18 protein-coding genes, 2 tRNA genes and 2 pseudogenes are annotated in these 24,915 nt (G+C 61.1%); 19 read left to right on the top strand and 3 right to left on the bottom strand.

The window, feature by feature from the left end; all coding sequences use genetic code 11:
- Positions 1-40: 40 nt before the first annotated feature.
- Positions 41-328: a co-chaperone GroES gene (gene groES, locus CFB24_RS17490; protein ID WP_088521932.1), complete on the bottom strand. Its 288-nt coding sequence runs from the start codon at positions 326-328 to the stop codon at positions 41-43.
- A gap of 203 nt (positions 329-531) precedes the next feature.
- Here groES and CFB24_RS17495 point away from each other — a divergent pair, with 203 nt between their 5' ends.
- Complete coding sequence (locus CFB24_RS17495; RefSeq protein ID WP_088521933.1) at positions 532-1,638, top strand: 2'-deoxycytidine 5'-triphosphate deaminase; 1,107 nt, start codon at positions 532-534, stop codon at positions 1,636-1,638.
- Positions 1,639-1,673: 35 nt separating this feature from the next.
- A tRNA-Gly gene (locus tag CFB24_RS17500) sits at positions 1,674-1,748 on the top strand.
- Between the two features lie 65 nt (positions 1,749-1,813).
- Here the strand turns inward: CFB24_RS17500 and CFB24_RS17505 are convergent.
- Entirely contained in the window at positions 1,814-2,128 is a 315-nt protein-coding gene (locus CFB24_RS17505; protein ID WP_176440458.1) for a hypothetical protein, read from the bottom strand.
- A gap of 26 nt (positions 2,129-2,154) precedes the next feature.
- On the opposite strand from CFB24_RS17505, the pseudogene CFB24_RS23655 reads away from it, so the two are divergent.
- The 11 genes and pseudogenes from CFB24_RS23655 to CFB24_RS17555 all read left to right on the top strand — a co-directional run.
- Positions 2,155-2,355, top strand: a pseudogene (locus tag CFB24_RS23655) (IS21 family transposase); the annotation flags it as partial.
- 81 nt (positions 2,356-2,436) lie between these two features.
- Positions 2,437-2,564 (top strand): annotated as a pseudogene (locus tag CFB24_RS17510) (ATP-binding protein); the annotation flags it as partial.
- Between the two features lie 715 nt (positions 2,565-3,279).
- A tRNA-Ala gene (locus CFB24_RS17515) sits at positions 3,280-3,355 on the top strand.
- A gap of 183 nt (positions 3,356-3,538) precedes the next feature.
- Positions 3,539-4,807: a transcription termination factor Rho gene (gene rho / locus CFB24_RS17520; protein WP_088521934.1), complete on the top strand. Its 1,269-nt coding sequence runs from the start codon at positions 3,539-3,541 to the stop codon at positions 4,805-4,807.
- Positions 4,808-4,866: 59 nt separating this feature from the next.
- On the top strand, positions 4,867-6,216 hold the full coding sequence (mnmE, locus tag CFB24_RS17525; RefSeq protein ID WP_088521935.1) for a tRNA uridine-5-carboxymethylaminomethyl(34) synthesis GTPase MnmE: 1,350 nt from the start codon (positions 4,867-4,869) through the stop codon (positions 6,214-6,216).
- A gap of 10 nt (positions 6,217-6,226) precedes the next feature.
- Positions 6,227-8,104 (top strand): tRNA uridine-5-carboxymethylaminomethyl(34) synthesis enzyme MnmG, encoded by a 1,878-nt coding sequence (gene mnmG / locus CFB24_RS17530; protein ID WP_088521936.1) that lies wholly within the window; start codon positions 6,227-6,229, stop codon positions 8,102-8,104.
- Positions 8,101-8,733, top strand: coding sequence for a 16S rRNA (guanine(527)-N(7))-methyltransferase RsmG (gene rsmG / locus CFB24_RS17535; RefSeq protein WP_088521937.1), 633 nt, complete (start codon positions 8,101-8,103; stop codon positions 8,731-8,733). Before mnmG ends, rsmG begins: the two co-directional genes overlap by 4 nt.
- A 22-nt stretch (positions 8,734-8,755) precedes the next feature.
- Positions 8,756-9,574 carry a ParA family protein gene (locus CFB24_RS17540; RefSeq protein WP_088521958.1) on the top strand — a complete coding sequence of 273 codons (819 nt, stop codon included), beginning with the start codon at positions 8,756-8,758 and terminating at the stop codon, positions 9,572-9,574.
- 45 nt (positions 9,575-9,619) lie between these two features.
- Positions 9,620-10,477: a ParB/RepB/Spo0J family partition protein gene (locus CFB24_RS17545; protein WP_088521938.1), complete on the top strand. Its 858-nt coding sequence runs from the start codon at positions 9,620-9,622 to the stop codon at positions 10,475-10,477.
- A gap of 411 nt (positions 10,478-10,888) precedes the next feature.
- Positions 10,889-12,652 (top strand): ethylbenzene dehydrogenase-related protein, encoded by a 1,764-nt coding sequence (locus CFB24_RS17550; RefSeq protein WP_088521939.1) that lies wholly within the window; start codon positions 10,889-10,891, stop codon positions 12,650-12,652.
- Positions 12,652-13,701 carry a 2Fe-2S iron-sulfur cluster-binding protein gene (locus CFB24_RS17555; protein ID WP_088521940.1) on the top strand — a complete coding sequence of 350 codons (1,050 nt, stop codon included), beginning with the start codon at positions 12,652-12,654 and terminating at the stop codon, positions 13,699-13,701. The genes CFB24_RS17550 and CFB24_RS17555 overlap by 1 nt, the downstream gene beginning before the upstream one ends.
- Positions 13,702-14,128: 427 nt before the next feature.
- Here CFB24_RS17555 and CFB24_RS23155 read toward each other — a convergent pair whose 3' ends face one another.
- Positions 14,129-14,920 (bottom strand): hypothetical protein, encoded by a 792-nt coding sequence (locus tag CFB24_RS23155; protein WP_158255246.1) that lies wholly within the window; start codon positions 14,918-14,920, stop codon positions 14,129-14,131.
- A 113-nt stretch (positions 14,921-15,033) separates the two neighbouring features.
- Between CFB24_RS23155 and CFB24_RS22645 the strand changes: the two genes are divergently transcribed.
- From CFB24_RS22645 to tsaE, 6 genes are all read left to right on the top strand, one after another.
- A complete protein-coding gene (locus CFB24_RS22645) occupies positions 15,034-15,723 on the top strand; it encodes a hypothetical protein (RefSeq protein ID WP_141098483.1) in 690 nt (229 codons plus the stop codon).
- A gap of 399 nt (positions 15,724-16,122) precedes the next feature.
- Positions 16,123-17,853 carry a type I secretion system permease/ATPase gene (locus tag CFB24_RS17570; RefSeq protein WP_088521959.1) on the top strand — a complete coding sequence of 577 codons (1,731 nt, stop codon included), beginning with the start codon at positions 16,123-16,125 and terminating at the stop codon, positions 17,851-17,853.
- Entirely contained in the window at positions 17,850-19,247 is a 1,398-nt protein-coding gene (locus CFB24_RS17575; RefSeq protein WP_088521942.1) for an HlyD family type I secretion periplasmic adaptor subunit, read from the top strand. The genes CFB24_RS17570 and CFB24_RS17575 overlap by 4 nt, the downstream gene beginning before the upstream one ends.
- An 85-nt stretch (positions 19,248-19,332) precedes the next feature.
- A complete protein-coding gene (ahcY, locus tag CFB24_RS17580) occupies positions 19,333-20,739 on the top strand; it encodes an adenosylhomocysteinase (RefSeq protein WP_088521943.1) in 1,407 nt (468 codons plus the stop codon).
- Between the two features lie 195 nt (positions 20,740-20,934).
- Positions 20,935-23,394, top strand: coding sequence for a sensor histidine kinase (locus CFB24_RS17585; protein ID WP_244593235.1), 2,460 nt, complete (start codon positions 20,935-20,937; stop codon positions 23,392-23,394).
- Positions 23,391-24,914: a tRNA (adenosine(37)-N6)-threonylcarbamoyltransferase complex ATPase subunit type 1 TsaE gene (gene tsaE, locus CFB24_RS17590; protein ID WP_088521945.1), complete on the top strand. Its 1,524-nt coding sequence runs from the start codon at positions 23,391-23,393 to the stop codon at positions 24,912-24,914. Before CFB24_RS17585 ends, tsaE begins: the two co-directional genes overlap by 4 nt.
- Position 24,915: the final 1 nt, after the last annotated feature.

Raw genomic sequence — 24,915 nt, forward strand, 5'->3', positions numbered from 1 at the left:
ATGATTGAGGGGAAGGATCAGCCGATCAAGCCGGGTGTAATCAGGCGATTACACCGAGGATGTCGGATTCCTTCATGATCAACAGGTCCTGGCCGTCGATCTTGACTTCGGTGCCCGACCACTTACCGAACAGCACGCGGTCGCCGGCCTTGACGTCGAGCGGAGAAAGCTTGCCAGCATCGTCACGGGCGCCGGGGCCGACGGCGACGATTTCGCCTTCCTGCGGCTTTTCCTTGGCGGTGTCCGGGATGATGATGCCGCCCTTGGTCTTCTCTTCGCCATCGAGGCGCTTGACAACGACGCGGTCATGGAGGGGACGGAAGGCCATGATAAGGTCCTTTGTTTGTTTGATCCGCCGGCCGACAGGCCGGGGTGAAAGGGAAGGCTTGTTAGCACTCACTTCGAACGAGTGCTAACAAGCGTCCTCTAAATAGGAGCGGGTCCGGGTGGAGTCAAGGCTGGGGCGCAGCGCTTTTTGACGACGTGCGCTCGCGGCGCTAGGACTGCAGGGCGACAGCGAGGGAGCAAGCCGTGGCCGCCGGGACACAACAACAAAAACAGGGCATTTTCGCGGCCCACCAGATTGCAGCCCTGGCGCGGGATGGCGCCATTCTGCCGTTAACCCCGTTCGCAGCCGATCAAATCCAGCCGGCGAGCCTGGATTTGCGCCTGGGGCGCCGCGCCTGGCGGATGCGCGCCTCTTTTCTGCCGGGCGGCAAAAGCCTCGGCGACGCGATCAAACGCCACGCGTTGCACGAGATCAATTTGAGCGCCGGCGCCGTGTTGGAGACGAATTGCGTCTATCTGGCGGAACTGTCGGAAAGCCTGGCGCTGCCCAAGGACATTTCGGCCGCCGCCAACCCCAAAAGCTCGACCGGCCGCATCGACGTCTTCACCCGGGTGATCGCCGACCGCGCCCGCGGCTTCGACACGATTGAGCCCGGCTATAGCGGCCCGCTGTATGCGGAAATCTCACCGCGCACCTTTCCCATCCTGGCGCGCGAAAATTCCCGCTTGTCGCAAATCCGGTTTCGGCGCGGCAACACAAAGCTGGACGGCGCCGGCCACGCCGCCTTGCACGCCCGCGAAAAACTGGTGTCCAACGCCAATCCCGATTTCGCCGGAGGCATTCCCGTCTCCATTGATCTCTCAGGGTTTGAGGGCGGACTGGTCGGCTATCGGGCCAAGCGCCACACGGGCCTGATCGACGTCGACCGGACCGCGTCCTGCGACGCCGCCGATTTCTGGGAGCCGATTTTTTCCCGCGGCGGCGGCGAACTGGTGTTGGACCCCGGCGAATTCTACATTCTCGCCTCCAAGGAGGCCGTGCGCGTGCCGCCGGACCATGCGGCGGAGATGACGCCGTTTGATCCGTTGGTTGGCGAGTTCCGTGTTCATTACGCGGGTTTCTTCGATCCGGGCTTTGGCGCCGAGGAAGCCGGCGGCGCCGGCGCCCGTGCGGTCTTGGAGGTCCGCTCGCACGACGTGCCGTTCATCCTCCAGGACGGACAGGCGGTCGGCTGGTTGGTTTATGAAAGAATGATGGAAACGCCCCACAATCTCTATGGCGCGCGTCTCGGCTCGAACTATCAAGCGCAGGGGCTGAAATTGTCTAAACATTTTCGCACACCCCGTTGAAGGACGGCGCGGAGCGGGTTAAGAGTGGGATTATTGCGGGCGTAGTTCAGTGGTAGAACGACAGCTTCCCAAGCTGTATGTCGTGGGTTCGATTCCCATCGCCCGCTCCAATCAAGCGAATAATTTCAATCGATTGTCGGCCTACCGCTGATCTATCCGGTCCTCCCGTTCCCCATTAATCGTTCGGCTTGCGATCCGCGCGATGCGCGGCCCTCAGATTCGCGACCTTCCGTAACGTCCCGATAGTCCCTCGAACGTATCGGGCCATCGTTGAAACTTGTGAATGCGCGGCCTGCGCCATGATGTCGTCTTGGTCCGCGTCGGCGTCATCATTGGCCGAAATGCCACTCGCGCGCGCGTCCATGTTCCAGACGCCCTTCATACCAATGACCCGCATGACCAGCGGGCAGAGCTTGAGGTCGTGCGCTGCGATCGCGCCGGTCTTTGTCGTCTGCTTGTACTCCTCGAAGTTGTCGCCCAGGCAGGCCATTGGACCGCCGCCGCCGGCCAAGGACGATACTGGCGACAAGGCCGGGCGCATTGCGCAACGGCACTCCCTTCAAGAACTGGCTTCGGCCGGGAGCCCTCGAGCAGATTCGGAAAACGCTCGCCCACTCCGACGACGGTTTGGCGGGGGTCGAAGCCGCCTGCGCCGAGGCGCCCGCCGATAACGTCCATTCCGCCGACGTCATTCTGAATTTGCTGGCGCGCCGCCGTCTCTGCTTACCATCGCCACGCCGGACGCGCTCACGCTCCAGCGCGCGCCGACTCGCCCGCCAGCTTTAGCAATGAGCTCCCGTGATCTGCACCACCCATCTCGCCTTCGGAGACGCCAAGATGACGACGCCCTTCTCGACCGCCTGACGCATCATTGCGACATCGTAGAAACCGGCAACGAGAGCTGGCGGTTCACGGATCACTCCTGACACCCCTACAGGCCCCGCGCGGGCGCGAGCTGTCGTTGAGCAACTGTGTGAACCCAGGAGCTCCCATTGCATGCAAACTGAGGTCCCGATTCCACGTTTATTGACAAGAAGCGCGTACGCCGTCGTGTTTGTTAGCATTGGAATCGAATGCCCGTCGGGCCGATATCGCCTCGTTTCGCATCGACGCCCTTGGCGGCTGGGTGCTTATCCACATGCACCGCCGTCTCATGTGATTAACTATCCATTAACCAACAGGAAGCGGGCGGGCGTGCATAGGCGCCATGATCTGTTCACACCCTCGCGCTTGTGCGTTGACTCCCGACCCTCTCAGGGAAGAGGGTTGGCAACTCGCCCAATCACAAAAGGGCAAATCCACAAAATATTGTTTTAGATAGATTAATTATGACTGTCTCGCGGCGTCGACTCTCTGGTCGGCGGGCGTATGCGCCCGGCCCGGTTGGGGATAGTTTGTGGACAGCGTTGGATGCCTCAAAACAGCCGCCATAAAAGAATTAACAAAATCTTAAAATCTTTCCTGAAGGATTTGTTAACCAAGCGGGATTGCGCCTCGCCTCCTTCGACCGGATCGTCGGATCCGCCGTCGTTTGGAAATTTTTTTCATCCTTCCGCCAAAAACGCTTGTGGTCGATGACCAGTGTCGTTATAGACGCCCTACCGGTGCTTCGCGGCGACGCGATAAACCCCAAGCCGGTACGGGGCCATAGCTCAGTTGGGAGAGCGCTTCAATGGCATTGAAGAGGTCGTCGGTTCGATTCCGTCTGGCTCCACCAAATTACTAAAATATCAATTGTCGTTTGTGAGTATGGTTGATTCCATCGTCGATTGATATTAAGTAGTCAGCCTCCCTCCTCATTGAGACGCCACTTCGCCGCTACAACCGATACGTTTAAAACTGATTGAACGTTACGGCGCGGGTGCAAGCGTCCATTCCTGAATATAGAGATATCTGTCGCATGCGCGAGATTAAACTTCACTCGTTGAAAGCCAAGTCGCCAACCGAGCTGCTCGCTTTTGCGGAGGAACATGAGGTCGAGAACGCCTCAATCATGCGCAAGCAGGAATTGATGTTTGCGATATTGAAGCAATTGGCTTCCCGAGAAATTGAAATTGTCGGAGAAGGCGTCGTCGAGGTTCTTTCAGACGGATTTGGCTTTTTGAGGTCATCCGATGCGAATTATCTCGCAGGGCCAGACGATATTTACATTTCTCCTTCGCAAATCCGGCGCTTCGGTCTTAGAACCGGCGACACCGTTGAAGGGCTGATCCGCAGTCCGAAGGAAGGTGAACGTTATTTCGCGCTCCTGAAGGTCAATTCGATTAATTTCGAAGATCCCGAGAAGGTGCGGCACAAGGTTCACTTCGACAATCTTACGCCGCTCTATCCGAATGAACGATTGAAGCTGGAACTTGAAGATCCCACACGGCGGGATCTGTCGGCCCGAATCATTGATATTGTCGCGCCGATTGGCAAGGGCCAGCGCGCATTGATCGTCGCTCCGCCTCGGACCGGCAAGACGGTGATTCTTCAGAATATCGCGCAGTCGATCACAACAAATCATCCCGAGTGCTACCTGATTGTTTTGTTGATTGACGAACGCCCGGAAGAAGTGACTGACATGCAGCGCTCGGTCAAAGGCGAGGTGATTTCCTCCACCTTCGATGAGCCGGCCGTTCGCCATGTGCAAGTCGCGGAAATGGTGATCGAAAAGGCCAAGCGTCTCGTCGAGCACAGACGCGATGTCGTCATTTTGCTCGATTCGATCACCCGTCTGGGCCGAGCCTACAACACGGTCGTTCCGTCGTCGGGCAAAGTCCTGACAGGTGGCGTCGATGCAAACGCGTTGCAGCGCCCGAAACGGTTTTTCGGCGCTGCGCGTAATATCGAAGAGGGCGGCTCTCTGACAATTATTGCGACCGCGCTGATCGAGACCGGGTCGAGAATGGACGAAGTGATCTTTGAGGAATTCAAAGGTACGGGCAATTCGGAAATTATTCTGGATCGCAAAGTGGCGGACAAGCGGGTGTTTCCGGCGATCGACATCACCAGGTCGGGCACGCGTAAGGAAGAATTGCTGGTCCCGACGGATCTCCTCAAGAAAACCTACGTCCTCCGGAGAATTCTCAACCCGATGGGCACGGTGGATGCTGCGGAGTTCTTGTTGGGTAAGCTCAGAGAAACGCCGAAGGGCAACAGCGCCTTCTTCGATTCGATGAACACCTAAAGAAGCAGAGAGATGCCGATGTTTCACGTGAAACATCGGCATCTCGTCCAAGGATCGGCATGGCCTCGACTGCGGCTGATGACACAATTTTCGCGCTCGCTACGCCGCCGGGCACCGCTGCGCTGGCCGTTATCCGTCTCTCCGGAATCCGCACCCAAGAAATCGTTTCTGCGTTAGCTGGCAGAGTGCCAGAACCGCGTAAGGCGACACTGCTTGCGCTCCGAGATCCCGTCTCGATAGAGGTTATCGACCGCGCTATCGTAACCTGGTTTCCATCGCCCAACAGTTTTACGGGCGAAGACTCCGCGGAATTTTCCATTCACGGCTCCAAGGCTGTGGTTGCGAGACTGATCGACGCGCTCGGCGCCTTTCCAGCGACGCGAATTTCGACCCGAGGCGAGTTCTCGCGGCGAGCGCTCGAAAACGGCAAGATGAACCTTATCGAAGTCGAGTCGTTAGCCGATCTCATTTCAGCCGAAACCGAGCAGCAGCGAAAATTAGGGATCGCCTCCCTCTCTGGAAAATTTCAGACTGTCGTCAATGGCTGGCGTGAGCAACTGCTTGCCATGGCTGTTGCAATTGAAGGCAGCTTGGATTTTTCTGACGAAGATGATGTCCTGCTTTATGAAAACGCTTTCATTGTTCAGACGACGGAACACCTCCTGTCTTCCATGTCTCGCTATATCGCAACCCACGCGCGCGGGGAGATATTGCGGAGCGGGTTGACCGTATTGATTTCTGGTCCGCCCAATGCGGGAAAATCAACTCTGCTCAATGAACTCTCGTGCCGGGAGATCGCGATTGTCTCCGACTTGCCTGGAACGACGCGAGACCTGATAGAAGTTCGTCTGGATCTGAATGGCTACCTCGTCAATCTCGTGGATAGCGCGGGGATTCGATCTTCTTCGGACAAGATTGAAGCTATTGGCGTCACGCGCGCCATCGAACGGTCGCGAACGGCCGATCTAATTCTTTGGCTTTGTGATCGTCGTGAAATCGTCCCTCCGCCTGCCGAATTTGCTGGCATGGCCGTTTGGAGGCTCTACACCAAGTGCGATAGCGGCCGCGAAGAATCTCTCGATGACCGTGCAGCGAAAGCGGACGACGTCACTCTGCCAATTTCGGTCCATTCCGGCTATCATGTGGACGAACTGCTCCGGCGCATGGAAAATTTCGTCGCAACCTCCTTCACGGCCGGCGACGATCATATTGCAGTAAACGAACGACAGCGGCTTGCTTTGCAAAGAGCGGTTGCCGCGCTCAAGGGACTTGGCGGCGCCGTTTCAATTCCCGAAGTCGTCGCAATGAGATTGCGGGAAGCGATATTTGAGTTGGAAGGACTCATCGGCAAGATTGGTGTCGAAGATGTTCTCGACGGAATATTCTCGCGCTTCTGCATAGGAAAATAGGTGGTCGATAGTGGCGGTTCGCGATTTCGATGTCATCGTCGTTGGGGGTGGGCACGCAGGCTGTGAGGCGGCGGCGGCAGCGGCTCGCGTTGGCGCGAACACAGCCATGTTCACCCAAAGGTTGACTGGCGTTGGTGAGTTGTCCTGCAACCCGGCAATCGGCGGGCTTGGCAAGGGGCATCTGGTGCGGGAAATCGACGCGCTCGACGGTTTGATGGCGCGGGCCGCTGACGCCGCTGGCATTCAGTTTCGTCTATTGAATCGTTCGCGTGGCCCAGCGGTCAGAGGTCCGCGCGCTCAGGTCGATCGCCGCCTCTACCGCGAAGCGATCATGGCGTTGTTGAATGACCAAGACAATCTGACAATTCACCAAGGCTCGGTTGTCGACTTCAAGCTTGTAGACAATCAGGATTTCCTCATCGTGCTCGAAGATGGCCGCAGCTTTTGTTGCGGCGCGCTTGTGATCACGACAGGCACGTTCTTGAACGGCAAAATTTTTATAGGCGAAAAGTCCTGGCCGGCCGGCCGCATGGGCGATTTGCCGTCGGTTTCCCTCGGCGAAAAATTGGTTCGGCTGGGCTTTAAGGTTGATCGTTTGAAGACTGGCACACCGGCCCGGTTGGATCGAGAGTCGATTGATTGGAACCGAGTCGGCGTCCAGCACGGCGACGAAGAACCCGAGCTCTTTTCCAGCCTGTCGAGCGGCGTCGCGAACCCGCAAGTTTCTTGTGGCGTCACTTACACCAATGCGGAAACTCACGAAATCATCAGACGCAACATTCACAGGGCGCCTATTTATTCAGGCCAGATCTCGGGGCGTGGACCCCGCTATTGCCCTTCGATCGAAGATAAAGTTGTTCGGTTCAGTGATCGCGAATCGCATCAGGTCTTCCTGGAGCCAGAAGGGCTAGATGATGGCGTCGTGTACCCGAATGGCATTTCGACCTCGCTGCCAGAGGACGTTCAAGCGGATTTTGTCCGAACCATACCGGGCCTTGAGCATGTGAGGATTTTGCGGCCGGGTTATGCCGTGGAATACGATTTCGTCGATCCCCGTGGTCTCAAGCCGACGCTTGAGACGAAATTGATCGGCAACCTGTACCTTGCCGGTCAGATCAACGGTACGACGGGATATGAGGAGGCCGGCGTGCAGGGGCTGGTCGCCGGTCTTAACGCCGCCTTGCGCGTCTTGAGGTCGGAACAGATCGTCTTCTCCCGGTCCGAGGGCTATCTTGGCGTCTTGATCGACGATCTGATCACGCAAGGGGTGACGGAGCCCTACCGGATGTTCACATCGCGGGCGGAGTTCAGGCTATGTCTTCGCTGCGATAATGCCGATGAACGGCTGACTCCCCGCGGAATGGAGATTGGGTGCGTTTCCGAAAAGAGGGCGGAGCATTTTCGTGCGGGTCAAGACCAGGGACGGCGACTCACGCAACTGCTGAAACAGCGAAGCCTATCGCCATCTGAAGCGAGGGCTGCCGGTTTGCCGATCAATCTGGATGGCGTCACCAGAACAGCCTTCTCGATTCTTTCGTATCCAGACGTACAATTTGGCCAATTGTGCGCCATTTGGCCCGAGTTGTGCGATTTCGACGCCAAGGTCGCCCAAAAGGTCGAAATTGACGCCAAATATTCAGTTTACCTTGAAAAGCAGAGCAATATGGCGGCGAGTTTGCGCCGTGACGAATCGGTTCAGTTGAGCGTGGATATGGACTACGACGCAATTCCTGGATTATCCAACGAGGTGCGTGCGAAGCTGCGGACCGTGCGCCCGGGCACGTTGGGGCAGGCGAGCCGCATCGAGGGCTTAACGCCAGCTGCGTTGGTGATCTTGCTTGCATGGACAAAGAGAAGCGAGCTTGCTGCGAAAGCGGCCGTGCAATGACGGTTTCGCATGCGCGGGCGTTGTCGCAGCTTGGGTTTGAGCTGGGTGCGGAGCAACTCGCGAAGCTTCGCATCTACGAAGACCTGTTAAAAAAGTGGCAAGGCACGTTGAATTTGGTGGGCCGCTCAACGCTCAATGAGATCTGGCCGCGCCATTTTATTGACTCTCTCCAATTGATTCCTTTGGCGGGAACCTGGGCTAACTGGATTGATATCGGAAGCGGCGCTGGCTTTCCGGGTCTTGTCATCGGCCTTGTGTCAGGAGAAAACGGAATAGTTCACCTCGTCGAATCGGATAAGCGAAAGGCTGCTTTTCTTGCCGAGGTTTCACGTGAAACCAATTCCGCGATCCAGATTCATGTTGGGCGCATTGAATGCGTTCTTCCGGAACTCGTTTCTTCCACGCATTTTGAAATCATTTCAGCGCGTGCGCTGGCTCCCATGAAGACTCTCTTGGATTATGCGCGACCGATCCTCATCAGGGGCGGCCGTGGTCTATTTTTCAAGGGGAAAGAACTGGCGAGCGAATTGACCAATCTGCCTGGGGACGATAGCTTCAGTTATGAAACGGTAAACAGCGTTACCGATCCAACTGCAAAAATCGTCATCGTACACAGCGTGAATAGCTGAACCGCGCCGCTTGGAGCGACAGATGGATAATCGAGACCGCATCCGAGTTATCGTGCTCGCCAATCAAAAGGGCGGCGTCGGAAAAACGACCACGGCGATCAATCTTGGCACCGCATTGGCCGCCATTGGCGAAACCGTTTTGATTCTGGATATGGACCCGCAGGGAAACGCATCTACGGGACTGGGAATCGACCCGTCGCAAAGGAAGGTGTCGACCTACGATGTGCTGACCGGGGTCAAAACGCTGGCGGACGCTATCCAGCCGACCGTGGTCCCGCGTCTTTTTATCGTGCCCTCCACGATGGATCTTCTGGGGCTGGAGTTGTCGATCGCCGATCAAGCTGACCGATCCTTCAAATTGAAGAATGCGTTGTCGGCTTTCTCGAATGGCGGCGGCAAGGCGATTTCGGAAAAAATCACATATGTTCTGATCGACTGTCCTCCCTCACTGAACTTGCTCACCATCAATGGACTAGCGGCAAGCGACAGTGTACTGGTGCCGTTGCAGTGCGAGTTTTTCGCCCTGGAGGGTCTTTCGCAGCTTTTGTCGACGGTTGAACACGTCAAGCGTAGCCTTAACCCGACTCTTACAATCCATGGCGTCGTTCTGACCATGTTTGACGGGCGAAACAATCTTGCGAGCCAAGTCGTCGCGGATGTGCGGTCTTTTCTGGGCAAGAAGGTCTACGATACCGTTATTCCGCGTAATGTGCGGGTCTCCGAGGCTCCGTCATATGGTAAGCCCGTACTGCTCTACGATTTAAAATGTAACGGATCGCAGGCTTATCTCAAGTTGGCCTCCGAGGTGATACAGAGAGAGCGCGAGTTGCGGGCCGCATGATCGGTCAATATGCGCCGCAAGACACCGACGAACTGAGGTGAAGTGATGATCGACGACGCGCGTCCTCGGTTGGGACGGGGGCTGGCAGCTCTTATTGGCGAAAATCTTCCCGTTGAGTCTGCGGCCGGACCTGTCGGTCAGCGAACCGCGCCTATAGAGTTTTTGCGCGCCAACCCTCGGAACCCGCGCCAGCATTTCTCGGACGAATCACTGCAGGAACTCTCAGAGTCGATCCGCGAGCGTGGGATCATTCAGCCGATCGTCGTTCGAGAGTTGGAAGCCGCAAAGAACATATTCGAGATCATCGCGGGTGAGCGTCGTTGGCGCGCGGCGCAGCGGATTGGGTTGCATGAAGTTCCCATCGTCGTGGTCGAGGCGGACGATCGTCTGTCACTCGAACTCGCGATTATCGAGAATGTGCAGCGAACCGACCTCAACGCCATCGAAGAAGCGGAAGGTTACGATCGTCTGATCGCCGAATTCGCCTATACCCAGGCCGATTTGGCGAAAATCCTGGGCAAAAGCAGAAGTTATGTGACCAACACGTTGCGGCTTCTGAAATTACCGGATTCCGTGCGGTCATATGTCGTCGATGGGCGAATTTCCGCAGGCCACGCCAGAGCGCTTCTGTCTTTGGACGATCCAACGGCCATGGTCGAACGGATCGTCAATGAGGGTCTGTCAGTCCGCGATGTGGAAAGGTTGGTTGCGGAGGGCGATGAAAAGAAGCCGCCGCGCCCCTCGGTTCCCAAGGCGCCCGATATCGTGCGGATAGAAAAAAACATTTCCGACGCCTTGGGCGTTGCGATCAATGTAAACGCACGAGGCGAATCCGGATCGATCAATATAAAATTCAAGTCGATTGAGCAGTTCGATTTAATCACCAAGAAACTTCTCGATTAGTACGGTATTTTTATGGCCGCGTCCGCTAAGTCGAAGCTCTGTAGTAGGAGCTTCGCAGGCATTCGCGGCTTTTGTTTTCGCAAAAATAATTACCGAGGCCTGAGGCTTGCCCTCAGGCCTGCATCTCGGCTCGGAGCCGCTATCCGGTCGTTGGGTGTGTCAAGCCAACGCTAATGCATGATTTCCTGCAGCGGTCGCAGTTCATTCCAACCAGAGCTTGATCGCGAGTGGCCAAGGCGCGTTTCGGCCATGCCACAGTTAGACCCGTCGGCTAACTTCTTGTGGCCTTATTAACCACTTAGCTCAATCAGCGAAAGTCACGAGCGCCTAGAGGCGCCGGCGACGGACGCCCATCGGCTCACCCTGGGGTGCCCGAAAGCGACTGGCGATGAGCGGGAGGTTCTTAAGCCGATGCAGTTCAGGTACAGGAAGAAAAAGCGTACGGACACAGGCACGGTCATTCTGCACTGGTTGTTGGCCGTTTCGCTTGCGCTTTCGGTGCTGACCGGATTGCGATTCGCCGTGGATATGCCCGACACCGGCTATCTGAGCATTGTCGCGCCCTATCTTCCGGTTTCGAAAATCTGGATCATTCACATCCTCGCCGGCGTCACGCTGATCGGCGTCGCCGTGGCTTATCTGCTCTATTTGCGAAACGCTGGTCTTTTCAGGCGAGTGGCTCTCGACCGCACGCGGCTCGCCGCGCTCAAATGTCCGGGTTCGGCGCGCTGGAGCACCGTCAACGTGCTGCTCTACTGGCTATTCTTCGCCAGCCTCGCCATCCAGATCGTCACCGGCGTGATCTTGCATCGCGGTTATGGCGGCGTGATCGTGACGCTGCATCTCTGGGCGACATGGGCAATTCTCTTCTACGCCGTCTCCCATGTGCTCGCGCATTTGGCGATGGGTGGATTGGGGCAGGTGCTGCGAATTGTGCGCCCTTCGCAGATCCCCGCCGCCGCCGACCACGGCTCGACCTCCTTGAGCGGCGTGGCCATGTTCGTCCTAAGCGCGTTGATTGGCGGCGCCGCAGCCATCGCTTATCTTTACGCCGACCACGCCTCTCGCGACGTGCTCTATGTCGGCCGCATAGACAAGCCCGCTGCGGCCGATCTCGGCCCCGATCTTTGGGGCCCAGCGTGGCGAGACGCGCCCGTTCTGCACGTTCACACCAACCAGGGCGTGAACCTCGACGGCTCCGGCGCCTCCTTGGTCGATATCCGCGCGCTGCATGATGAGGATACCGTCTATTTCGCCTTCACCTGGGAGGACCCGACCCGGTCAATGAAGCATGCGCCGCTGGTCAAGACACAGAATGGTTGGCGCGCTCTGTTCTCCGAATCACGCGACGAACGCGCGGCCCGGCGCCAAGCGGTCGTAGGCAAGTCGGAAGATATGCGCGCCGAGCAGACTAATTTCGAAGGCGCGCTCAATGAAGACAAGTTCGCTTTCATGCTCGCGAATGTGGAAAAGCCGTTCGGGCCCGGCGCGTTCCATCCGGGAACGCGCCCTCTGCCAGACAAGCCGCCGTCGGCGTCAGGACGCGGCATGCACTACACCGAGGACGGCAGCGCGGTGAACGTCTGGCTGTGGCGCGCGGGGGGCCTCGACTCCAGTCGTTGCGAAAACGACCGCGTCGGTCCCGCCACCCGGCCGACGGCAGCCGAACTCCACGGCGCCTCGCTGTACAAGGGCGGATTCGCGGCTAAGCCGGAACAGTCCGTCGCTTATGAAAATATCGCGCTGTCCTCGCCGCGCGACCCGCGCGCTCCGGCGCAGCCGCTGCGCCTGCCGCTCAACGTCGCCGCGACGCGCGTGGCGCTCGGGACGATTGATCTCGACCCGGACCACGGCGATGCGGAAAACGCGCGCTGGGCGATGCGCGAGGACGAGTCGGCGCCGTATTCGACCGAACTTGACGCCCGAATTCCGATTGGGACCATTGTTCCCGGCATGATCGCGATCGCGCCGCGCCCGTCGCAACCTACCGACGTCCTGTGCACGGCGCGTTGGGCCGCAGGCCGGTGGACGCTGCTGGCCCGACGCAAGCTCGACACCAAGCAGGGCGACGACGTCGTCATCGGCGACCAGACCTTCATGTGGGTCGGCGTGTTCGACCACACCCTCGCCAATCACACCCGCCATATCAGACCTTTCAAGCTGGAGATGAACTGATGAGCCGCCAGACATTTCAGGTCGAGATCGCCGACATGGGTTCGTTCCGCGCGCGCGCCGGAGAGACCCTGCTGGACGCCGCGCTGATGAGCGGGGTGGACATGCCGCACGATTGCCGCTCTGGAACCTGCGGCTCTTGCCGCTGCACCGTGTCCTCCGGTTCTGTCGAGGGTGGCGCGACCGATTCCCCCGGCGACGTGCTCGCATGCCAAGCCAAGGTCATGTCTGATCTTCAAATCGTCGTTGAGGAAACGCCGCCTGTCGAGAGTTTTTCCGCGACGGTGAAGGCGATCCGCGACCTGTCGGTCGACGTCGCCAAGGTCTCACTGGCCGTCAAGGGGCCTTTTGAAATGTTGCCGGGTCAGTATGTGCAGGTGAGGTTTGCCGGCTTTCCCGCGCGTTGCTACAGCCCGAGCGCGCCGCTTGAAGGTCCTCTCGAGCGCGGCGTGATTCGGCTGCAGATCAAGCGCGTCCGCAATGGCCGGGTGTCTTCGGCGCTCGGCCGCGAGATCCAGCCCGGCCACAAGGTCAAGGTGATCGGCCCCTATGGATCGGCGTGGCTGCGGCCGGGCCAAACCAACCGGCTGGTGCTGGTGGCGAGCGGCGCGGGCTTCGCGCCCATCTGGTCCATCGCCCATGCCGCCCTGTGTGAAATGCCGGATCGCGAGATTGTGGTGGTGGTCGGCGCCAACTCGGTCTCGGATTTTTACATGGCGCCGGCGCTGTGGCGCCTCGTCGCCTTCCCCAAGACGCAGGTGATTTCGGTGCTGCGCAACGCCGACCGGCGCCACCCTGACCTGCCCGTCGGTAGCCCGGTCGACCACTTGCCGGCGCTCAGGCCCGGCGACATCGTTTACGCCTGCGGCGCGCCGCGTATGGTCGAGGCGGTGGGCGCGGTCGCCCGCGCGGCCGGCGCGGCCTGCTATGCCGACCCATTTGTGCCCGGCCACGGTTCCGCTGCGGGGTTCTGGGAGCCGTTCGCGCGCGCCGTCGCGGCCCCGCTGCAAATGCTGCGCCGCTCTGGCGCGAGAGCCTCAACCACGGCCTGACAGAGGTGGACGTCGCGGCCGACCTCGGCTCCTCCGTCAGATAAATGACCGAACCCCGCCGCTCCGGCGGGGTTTTTCTTTAAGTGGAAATGGTTGGCGGTTTTTTCGGGCCAAAGACGTCGGCATCTATTCAGACCCGGGTGGGAGATTGGACGCCAGGATCACAACCGCATGGCGCCTGGTGCTTGCCACGGGCCGCGCGGCCTGGCTCTCCGATCCTTCTCCCGCGCGACGCGCCCCTTGCCGGGGTGGAGCGTTCGTCCGACGCGAAAAATGTCAACGCGAAAACTGCGTTTTCGAGACCAAATGTTCCGAAAAAGCGTGTGCGACATGCCGCGAAAAATCGAAAACCCCCTTGGCTCGCGCCAGGGGGGTCGCTGTCGCACCGCTTCCTGCGAAGCGGCTAGAGTTGTTTGAGGAAAGCGCGTCAGCCCCACATGTGGTGGAACGTGTGGTGCTGTCCCGGATCGAACGGGTGGAGAGCGTCGGCGATCGCAGGATGATGGGCGGCCGCCGGAGGGGTTCCAGCGCCTGCGCCGCCGGCGCCTACACCCGGGCCAGCGCCATGGCCGAACCCATGGCCGGCGCCCATTCCGCCAGCCGCCGCGCCCCCTGCCCCGGCGCCTCCTGCCGCCATTCCACCTCCTGCCGCCGCAGCGCCGCCATTGCCGGCGCCGCCCATGTCTGCGACAGCGGCCCCGGGGGCCGCGGTCAGGTCCGGCGAGGCGGCCATGTTGGCTGGAAGGCCCGTCGCTGTGCTCAACGCCTGGGCCGCGGTGGTCGCGTCGGTGTTGAATGTTCCACCGCCAACCGGAACATTGTTGCTGCTGACGTCCGCCGCATTGGCGGTCACCAGCGCCTTGTCTCCGGTCATCAGACCCTGGATCAGGGCGTTGACCTCGGCGCCGGTCGTGCTCTGGTTTCCCTTCAACTCGTTATCGAAACGGGCCGCGAAAATGCCGCCCTGTGAGGTGTCGAACGCCTGCGTATTGGTCTCGAAATTGTGCAACTGGCCGGTCAGCTTGGCGATGGCCGCCGCATTTCCCGAGCCGACGAGCGCCTCCGCCTGCTGGCCCAGCGAGTTGGACGCGGCGACGAAGCCCGCCCAGAAATTGGTCTGAGCGGCGTTGTCCTGATAAGGCGTCGTCGCCTTGGCCGCTTCGGGCGAGACCGACCAGACTTTGTCGGCCAGCGACAACAGAGCGTTGTCGCCCTGCACGATGTCGACGATGACGAGCAGATTGTCGTTCGGTCCGCGCGCGCGATCGAGCTGGAGCCGGCCTGGGAGTTATAGTTCTGCTCAAGACCAAGCTGGTTGGCGATGGTTTGGGCATGAACAGCCGTCAGCCCGTTGAAATCCTTCGCGTCATTTTGGATCAGCGTTTGCAGGCCGCTTTGAATGGTCGCGAGCTCGGCGTTGAGCGCGGGGGCGGTCGCCGCATTGACGCCGCCCAGCGATTTGCCGACGACATCGTTGAACAGCGCGCCGAGGTCGGCGAAGGTCGCGTGCGGCGCGGCGGCCGCGTTGTTCAGCGCGGTCGGGGCGGCGGTGACGCCGGCGTTGGCCAGCAGCGGATCCATCGCCGCTTGCGCGAGAATATCGAGATGCGCCGTCTGCGCCGCCGCGACGCCCGCCCCGTTGCCAATCGTGTTGGGCGCGGCGTTCAGGGCCGTGGCGATGTCATTTTGAATGGCCGTCGCTTGCGCGCTGTGGTCGTTGGCGAGGTCGGTCTTGATCGTGGCCAGATCGGCCTGGTAGCGCGCGAGCGATCCGGCGCCCTGGTTGCCTTCACTCGCGGTCTGCGACCAGAGACCGCCGTCGAGGGCGCGCGTGGCGTCGTTCAGGCTGGTGGCGAAAGCCGAAACGTCGATGTTCGTCGCAGGCATGGTGTTGGCTGCCAGATATCGAAGTCTCCACTTTATCGTTTGTTGCGCCAGAGCTTCGTGCGCGAGCCGAGCCCGCTGCGAGCATTGCGCTGGCTGAGGCGGACTCCGAACCGGGCCTGGCTCAAGGCGAAGTAATAGGCATAATTTCCATTCTGCATTACGAGCCATGTTTCATGGCTGTCGAATGATGAACGTTCATGCAGCGCTGATTAACGTTATATTATTTGCACAACGCATGTCTATTACATGCAGAAGACGCCACGCATGAGGACAACCGGAACACGCTTGGCACTTCAGAATCCTGCCTCTAGCGTGGCGTCGTTGTCTATATCTCAATGAAAATTAAGCCAAAATAACGGCGCAGCCGGTGGCGATTGCGGCGATATCCGGTTTGTTGCGCGGCTGTTCCGCGGCGGCGTCATTCGTAATTACGAAGCCGCCCGAAAACAATAAGGCAGTAAAGACAAATCAGACTTAATATCGCCGGTTTTTTCTTTGAATAGAGCCTCTGTTTCAATTGGGCGGGGGATGCGCATGTTCGACGGCGAAGCGGACGACCCGGTGGGCAATGGCCTGCGCGCCAGCGCGCGCCGCCTCGGCGGCGTCGCCGTCTTCAGCGGCGTGGTCAACCTGCTCACCTTGTCGGGGTCGATCTACATGCTTCAGGTTTACGATCGCGTGATCCCCAGCCGCAGCGTCGGCACGCTGGTCGGCCTGTCGGCGCTCGCGCTGGTCGCCTTCGCCGTGCAGGCCTATCTCGACGCGCTGCGCTCGCGCATGCTCGCCCGCGCCGCCGCTCTGTTCGACGTGTCTTTGCAGGAGCCGATCCACCTTGCGCTCGCGACGCTGCCGCTCCGGGGCGTGCGCCCGATCGTCACCCAGCAACCCCTGCGCGATCTCGACCAGATCCGCGCCTTTTTGTCGGGCATGGGGCCGACGGCCTTTCTCGACATGCCCTGGGCGCCGATTTTCTTGATCGCCTTGTTTGTCTTTCATCCCGTGATCGGCCTCGTCGCCACCCTCGGCGGCGCCGCGATCGTCGCCATGACCTGGGTGACAGAGCGTCAGAGCCGGGCGCCCTCGCTCGCCGCCACCGAGCGCAGCGCGCAGCGGCAGGTGCTTGCCGACGCCACCCGCATCAACGCCGACGTGATCCGCGCGCTCGGCATGACCCGTCGCCTCACCGCGCGATGGTCCGAGGTCAACGAGCGTTTCCTGCAGGAGAACCTGCGCGCCATGGACGTGCAGGCCAATCTTGGCTCCATCGCAAAAATGCTGCGCTTCGTGCTGCAATCGGCCATGCTCGGCGTCGGCGCCTATCTCGTCGTCAACGAACAGGCGTCGGGCGGAATCATGATCGCCTCCTCGATCATGATGGGACGCGCGCTGGCGCCGGTGGAAGTGGCGCTGGGCACATGGAAGCAGATGGTCGCGGCGCGTCAGGCGGTGAAGCGGCTGCGCGACGTCTTGCGTGTGGCGGCGACGCCGTCCGCCACCGTGTCCCTGCCGCGGCCGACGCGGGAGCTGACGGTCGAAATGCTCGCCGTCGCCCCGCCTGGAACCGACCGGCCGATCGTGTCGGACGTCTCGTTTTCGCTTTACGCCGGCATGGGGCTGGCGCTGGTCGGCCCGAGCGCCTCCGGCAAATCGACGCTCGCCAAGGCGCTGGTCGGGCTGTGGCCGCCGCGCGGCGGCGCCGTGCGGCTCGACGGCGCGGCGCTTGACCAATGGGCGCACGATGATCTCGGACGCTGCCTCGGCTATCTGCCGCAGGAGGTCGCGCTGTTCGACGGCACCGTGGCCGAAAACATCGCGCGCTTCGATGAAGCCGCGACGGCCGAGCAGGTCATCGACGCCGCCATGACCGCCGGGGCGCATGACCTGATCCTGCGCCTGCCGCAGGGCTACGCCACGCGAATCGGAGAGGGCGGCGCCGCGTTGTCCGGCGGCCAGCGCCAACGCATCGGGCTGGCGCGGGCGGTGTTCGGCGACCCTTTCCTGGTGGTTCTGGACGAGCCCAACGCCAATCTCGACGCCGCCGGCGAGGCGGCGCTGACCGGCGCGATCACTGCATTGCGCGCGCGCAACTGCATTGTCGTGGTCGTTTCGCATCGGCCCAACGCGCTGCAGGCGCTGGATATGGCCATGATCGTCATCGAAGGCCGGGTGCAGGCGTTTGGGCCGCGCGACGAAGTTTTCGGCGCGTTGCTGCGCGCGGCGAAGCCGGGGCCGAGCGCGGCCCAAACCATCAGGGGGGCGGCATGAACCAGATTTCGCGTTTGCCTCCACGGCCGTCCCTGCCGTTTGCGCCGCAGCCGACACGGCTGGAAATCGCCCGTCCCGTCGCGCCCCAGGCGCCTGCGAGCGGCCTCGCCTCGCAACTCGACGTCGCGTGCCGGCGGGAGCTGCGCGCCGGCATGCGCGTCATCGTCGCTGGAACGCTGATCGTCGGCCTGCTCGGCGGGTTCGCGCCGCTTGCGGGCGCCGTGATCCTCGCGGGCGCCCTGGTGTCGGAATCGCATGTGAAGAAGGTGCAGCACCCGACCGGCGGCGTCGTCGCGGGCGTCAGCGTCCGCGACGGCGACAAGGTCGAGGCGGGGGCTCCGCTGGTTCGCCTCGACGACACCTCCGCCCGGGCCAATTTGCAGGTCGTGGTCGGCCAGCTCGACGCGATGCGCGCGCGAGTCGCGCGCCTTGTCGCCGAGCGCGACGAGGCGGATATGCCCGAAACCATGGCGCCCGCCGACCGCGACGATCAGGAGGCGCCCGCGATCCTCGCGGCGGAGAAAAGTTTGTTTCGCGCGCGGCGGACTTCGCGCGTCGGCCAGAAGGATCTGCTGGTGGGCCGCATCGGCCAGCTGGAGGAGGAATTGCGCGGGCTCGACGCCCAGATGCAGTCGCAGATCGCGCAGAGGCAGTTGATCGACACCGAACTCAAGGGCGTTTCGACGCTTTATGAGAAGAAACTTGTGCCGCTGCCACGTCTCACCGCCTTGCAGCGCGAGGCGGCGCGCATCAATGGCGTGCAGGGGCAGCTGGTGTCGAATACGGCGGAGACGCGCGCAAAGGTCGATGAAGCCCGGCTGCAGGTGGCGCGACTCGACCAGGATTTCCGCACCGAGGTGATGAAGGACTTGCGCGAAAGCCAGGACAAGGAGGCTGAACTGGTCGAGCGCGCCGTGGCGGTTCGCGACCTGTTCGCGCGGCTGGATATTCGCGCGCCGGCGGCCGGGCGCGTGCATCAGCTCGCGCTCCACACCGTCGGCGGCGTGGCGGCGCCCGGCGAAGTTCTGCTGGAGATCGTGCCGGACCACGACGAGTTGCAGGTCGAGGCGAAACTGTCGCCGCGCGACATCGACCAGGTGCGGCTGGGACAAAACGCGCAAGCGCGCTTTCCGGCTTTCAATCAACGGACGACGCCGGAGCTTTCGGGCCAGGTCGTCTTCGTCTCCCCCGATGCGGCGCGCGATCCGCAAGGCGTGACATTCTATCAGGTGCGGATTGCGCTCTCCCACGAGGAAATCGAGCGGCTGGGCGGCCTGAAACTTGTGCCGGGCATGCCGGTGGAAGTTCTGGTTTCGACGGAGAGCCGCACCATGCTGAGCTATTTGTTCAAGCCGATCAGCGATCAATTGACCCGGGTTTTCCGCGAGCGCTGACGCGGACATAAAGAGTTCTTTATATGTTTATTGCCAATGGTTGCGCGCGCTGCTATATCCGAGCCGCAGCCGAAGGATTTTTCTTATGTCCCACCCAACTCACGATTATGTAGTTCGCGATATCGCGCTCGCCGACTGGGGTCGGAAGGAAATAGCGATCGCCGAAACCGAAATGCCCGGCCTGATGGCGACGCGCGCGGAATATGGCGCGGCGCAGCCGCTGAAGGGCGCCCGGATCGCCGGTTCGCTGCATATGACCATTCAGACGGCCGTGCTGATCGAAACCCTGCAGGCGCTGGGCGCCGACGTGCGCTGGGCCTCCTGCAACATCTATTCGACGCAGGATCACGCCGCCGCCGCCATTGCGGCGAAGGGCACGCCGGTGTTCGCCATCAAGGGCGAGAGCCTTGAGGAATATTGGGAATACACCCACAAGATCTTCGAATGGGCCGACGGCGGTCAGCCCAACATGATCCTCGATGACGGCGGCGACGCCACGCTGCTGATTCATCTCGGCTTGCGCGCCGAGCAGGGCGACGTCGCCTTCCTCGACACCGCGAGCAATGAAGAGGAAGAAGTCCTCTACGCCGCGATCAAGAAGCGGCTCAAGGCCAATCCGGGCTTCTACGGGCGCAACGCCGCGTCCATCAAGGGCGTGACGGAAGAGACGACGACGGGCGTTCATCGCCTTTACATCATGCAGAAGGAAGGCCGCCTGCTGTGGCCGGCCATCAACGTCAACGATTCCGTCACCAAGTCCAAGTTCGACAACCTCTATGGCTGCCGTGAGTCGCTCGTTGATGGCATCCGCCGCGGCACCGACGTCATGATGGCCGGCAAGGTCGCGATGGTCGCCGGCTTCGGCGACGTCGGCAAGGGTTCTGCCGCCTCGCTGCGCAACGCCGGCTGCCGGGTGCTGGTGTCCGAAATCGACCCGATCTGCGCGCTGCAGGCGGCGATGGAAGGCTATGAAGTCACCACGATGGACGACGCCGCGCCGCGCGCCGACATTTTCGTGACCGCGACGGGCAATGTCGACGTCATCACGGTCGACCACATGCGCGCCATGAAGGACCGCGCCATCGTCTGCAACATCGGCCACTTCGATTCCGAAATTCAGGTCGGCGGGCTGCGGAACTTCCAGTGGCACAACGTCAAGCCGCAGGTCGACGAGGTCGAGTTCTCCGATGGCAAGAGGATCATCCTCCTGTCCGAGGGACGCCTGGTCAATCTCGGCAACGCCACGGGCCATCCGTCCTTTGTCATGTCGGCAAGCTTCACCAACCAGACGCTCGCCCAGATTGAGTTGTATACCAAGGAAGGACAGTACGAGCGTAAGGTCTACACGCTGCCGAAGGTGCTCGACGAAAAAGTCGCAAAGCTGCACCTCGAAAAAATTGGCGTGAAATTGACCGAAATGACCAAGGCGCAATCGGATTATCTGTCCGTGCCGGCCCAAGGGCCTTTCAAGCCCGATCATTATCGCTACTGATCGCTGGGATTGACCGGTCTTTTGCTGACCAAGCCTCCGTGCCGATGACACGGAGGCTTTTTTGTGGCGTCTGAACGCAGTAAATTGGATTGATTCGTCGGGGTCGGGACCCTGCCAACTGCTGTTCGGAGAGAATCAGGGTCCATGAGGAAGCGGAAACGCCATTCAACTCCGCTTAAACGCGCCGCCTCCCGCGTGCTGCGTAGCGCATCCTTGGCGATGATCGCCATGCCCATGGCGGCGCGCGCCGAGTCATTGATTGATTTCGCCCAGGCGGAGGAAACGCATGGATTGATCCGGCTTTCGGCTGGCGCCGGCCTCGTCATTTTTTCCGCGATCACGATCTTCTTTCATCTGGCGGGTCGTCAGGCGTGGCGCAAACGCGAGCTGGAGCTTCAAGCGGAAGTCGACAGGCTGCGCCAGCAGGCGGATCGCGCGCGTTCCTTCAGCGCCTCCGACTCGCAATTTGTGGTGGTTTGGGCTGGGTCTTCGAACGAGCCGGAGATCGAAGGCGACATCAGTCTCGCGCTCGACGCGCCGTTGCCGCGACGCATCCTGGGGTTCAACACGTGGTTGTCCGCCGATCAGGCGAGCGCGATGGAGGCGAATGTCTCGCGCCTGCGCGAACGCGGCCAGGGGTTCCGCCTCGATCTCGTCAGCCACAATGGACGACATCTCGAAGCCGAGGGCCGCGCCATCGGCAGCCGCGCCGTGCTTCGCGTGCGCGATGTTTCCGGCGACCGGCTGGAGCTCATGCGCTTGCGCGCCCTTCATGCGGAGCAGACCTCGCAACTTGAAATCCTGCGCTCCCTGCTGGATGTTTCGAGCCATCCGATCTGGACCCGGAACGGCGCCGGCGTCCTCACCTGGGTGAACGACGCCTATTGTCGCGCGGTCGAAGCCAAGGACCGGCGGGACGTCGCCGCGCGAAACCTTGAACTGCTCGACAGCCAGTCGCGCGAGCAAGCCGCCCGTGCGCGCGAAGCGGGGCAGCCTTGGCGCGTCCGGCGGAACGTCGTGGTCGCCGGCGAACGCAAGCTCATGGAAGTTCTGGACGCGTCCCTTTCGGGCGGGTCCGGCGGCGTCGCCTATGACCTTTCCGAACTGGAGGGGCTCCGGGCCGATCATGCCCGCCAGATGGATTCCCACATCCGAACGCTCGATCAGATTGCAACGGCGATCGCGATCTTCGATCGCACCAAGAATCTGGTTTTCGCCAACGCCGCCTATCGCCAGTTGTGGGGGCTCGAACAAGCCTTTCTCGACCAGAAGCCAAGCGACTCGGAGATCCTTGAGCGCTTGCGCGCCGAGCGCCGCCTGCCGGAGCAGGCGGATTTTCGCAGCTGGAAAAACAGCCTTCTCTCGCTCTACCACAGCCTGGAGCCGGCGCCCCAGGTCTGGCACCTTCCTGACGGGCGCACGATTCGCGTCGGCTTCGACCCGAATCCTCAGGGTGGCCTGACCTATCTGTTCGACGACGTGACCGAACGCTTCACTCTGGAATCCCAATATAATTCACTCGCCCGCGTGCAGTCCGAGACGTTGGACGCGTTGCAGGAAGGCGTGGCTGTGTTCGGCGCCGATGGACGGTTGAAGTTCTACAATCCGTCGTTTGGACGCATGTGGCGCCTCCCCCTGAACCAGCTGACCAAGAAGCCCCATATTGATGTGATCGCGCAGGGATGCCGCAGTCTTGTTCCAGAGGACGCGGCATGGAACGATCTGCGGTCGATCGTCACCGGGCTTCACGCCGCACGCATGGGATTTGAACGGCGCATGCCGCGCACCGACGGTTCGATTGTCGATTGCGCCGCGGCGCCTCTGCCCGACGGCGGCACCCTTCTGACGTTCATTGACGTGACCGACGGCGTCAATGTCGAACGCGCCCTGACAGAGCGCAATCAGGCCCTTGAGGCGGCGGAACGGTTGCGCGACGATTTCGTCCACCATGTTTCGTATGAACTTCGCTCGCCGCTGACCAATATCATCGGCTTCATCCAGCTTCTGGGCGATTCGAGCGTGGGACCGCTGAACGAAAAGCAGCGCGAATACACCAACTATGTGCTGAAATCGTCGGCGGCGCTGCTCGCCATCATCAACGACATTCTGGATCTCGCGACGATTGATCGCGATGCGATGGAATTGCGCGCCGAGGACGTCGACATCGCCAAGACGATCCGGGAAGCCGCTGAAGGCGTGCAGGATCGTCTGGCGGAATGTCAGGTCGAACTGTCGCTGGTCATGCCGAAGGACATTGGCGTCTTCCGCGCCGATAGCAAACGCATCCGCCAGATTCTGTTCAACCTGCTCTCGAACGCGATCGGCTTCTCGGAACCGGGCCAGACGGTGACGCTCGCCGCCTTCCGCCGCGCCGACGACATCGTCTTCAAAGTGTCGGACAATGGCCGGGGCATCCCGCCCGATATCCTGGACAAGGTCTTCAATCGGTTTGAAAGCCACACGCTGAATTCGCGTCATCGCGGCGTGGGACTTGGCCTGTCGATCGTGCGCGCATTTGTTGAGGCGCATGGGGGAGAAGTTCTGATAGATTCGGCGCCAGGGGAAGGAACGGTGGTGACCTGCATTTTCCCTATCAGGGGCGTCCGTGAAAACGGGCGCCAGATCACCGGCGAGAAAGCTGAGGGACTGGCATGACGGGGCCAGTTTGGCGCGTTGATCTTGAGGATGAGGCGGCCACGCGCGCTCTTGCGGCGGAGGTGGCCGAATTTGTCGGCGCTGGCGACCTGATCACGCTTTCGGGCGATCTGGGCGCCGGGAAGACGACTTTCGTGCGCGCGCTGTTGCGCTTCCTCGCCAATGATCCCGAGCTGGAGACGCCGAGTCCGACCTTCACTTTGATGCAGGTTTACGAGACCGCGCGGTTTCCGATCGTGCATGCGGATCTCTACCGCGTGCAAGATCCCGGCGAACTGGTCGAACTCGGTTGGCATGAAGCGTCCGAAGGCGCTCTTGTGCTGGTTGAATGGGCCGAGCGCGCGGGCGGCGAACTTGCTGCGGATCGCCTCGATGTCGCGCTGTTTTCGGACGCTCATCGTGGCCCGAACTATCGGCGCGCCGAAATTTCCGGTCATGGCGCGATGGCGCAAAAACTGTTGCAAACCCGGGGCGCGCAATCGGTGCTGGAGCGCGCGGGTTGGCGTCGCGCCCAGCGCACGCGCCTGCAAGGCGACGCCTCCACCCGCGCCTACGATCTCCTGCGCCGCGACAATGGCGAGACGGCGATTCTCATGATCTCGCCGCCGCGCCCGGACGGGCCGGCGATCAAGAACGGCAAGTCCTACAGCGCCCTGGTTCATCTCGCCGAAAATATCGGGCCCTTTGTGGCTGTCGACGCAGGCCTGCGGTCGCTGGGGCTTTCCGCTCCAGCGATTTACGCCGCCGATCTTGAAACCGGATTCGCGGTTCTGGAAAATCTGGGAACCGAGGGCGTGGTCGATGCCGACGGCCCCATTCCCGAGCGTTATCTCGAGGCGGCGGCCGTTCTGGCGTTCTTGCACAGCCGCGATCTTTTGCACGAGCTTCCGCTGGGCGAAAGACATTACGCCCTGCCCAGCTATGACCTCGACGCGCTGGTGACCGAAACGGAACTGCTGCTCGAATGGTACGCGCCCCATATCGCGGGGCTGACCTTCGCATCCGGCCCCCGCGCGCAGCTTGAAAACGCCTGGCGCGCGGCGCTGGCCGCGCCGTTGGCCGAGAAAAAAACCTGGTGCCTGAGAGATTATCATTCGCCGAACCTGCTTTGGCTCGAAGATCGCCCGGGTCTGCGCCGGGTCGGGCTGCTGGATTTTCAGGACTGCGTCCTTGGTCCCGCCGCCTACGATCTCGTCTCCCTGGCGCAGGATGCGCGGGTCGACGTCGCCGATGACCTCGAACTGAAGCTCCTGAGCGCGTATGCCTTGGCGCGGAAACGGGTTGCGGCGGAGTTCGACATGGCCGCCTTTGCAGCGTCCTATGCGGTGATGGGCGCCCAGCGCGCCAGCAAGATCATCGGGATTTTCGCGCGGCTTGACCGCCGTGACAATAAACCCGCATATTTGCAACACCTTCCGCGTGTCGCTCGTTATTTGAACAAGAATTTGAGACATCCAGCGCTCGCGGAAATCAAACTCTGGTTCGAACAGAATATGCCGCAACTTCTGTCGGAGCCTTGAA

This window comes from Rhodoblastus acidophilus (assembly GCF_900187365.1).
Classification (GTDB): Bacteria; Pseudomonadota; Alphaproteobacteria; order Rhizobiales; family Beijerinckiaceae; genus Rhodoblastus; species Rhodoblastus acidophilus.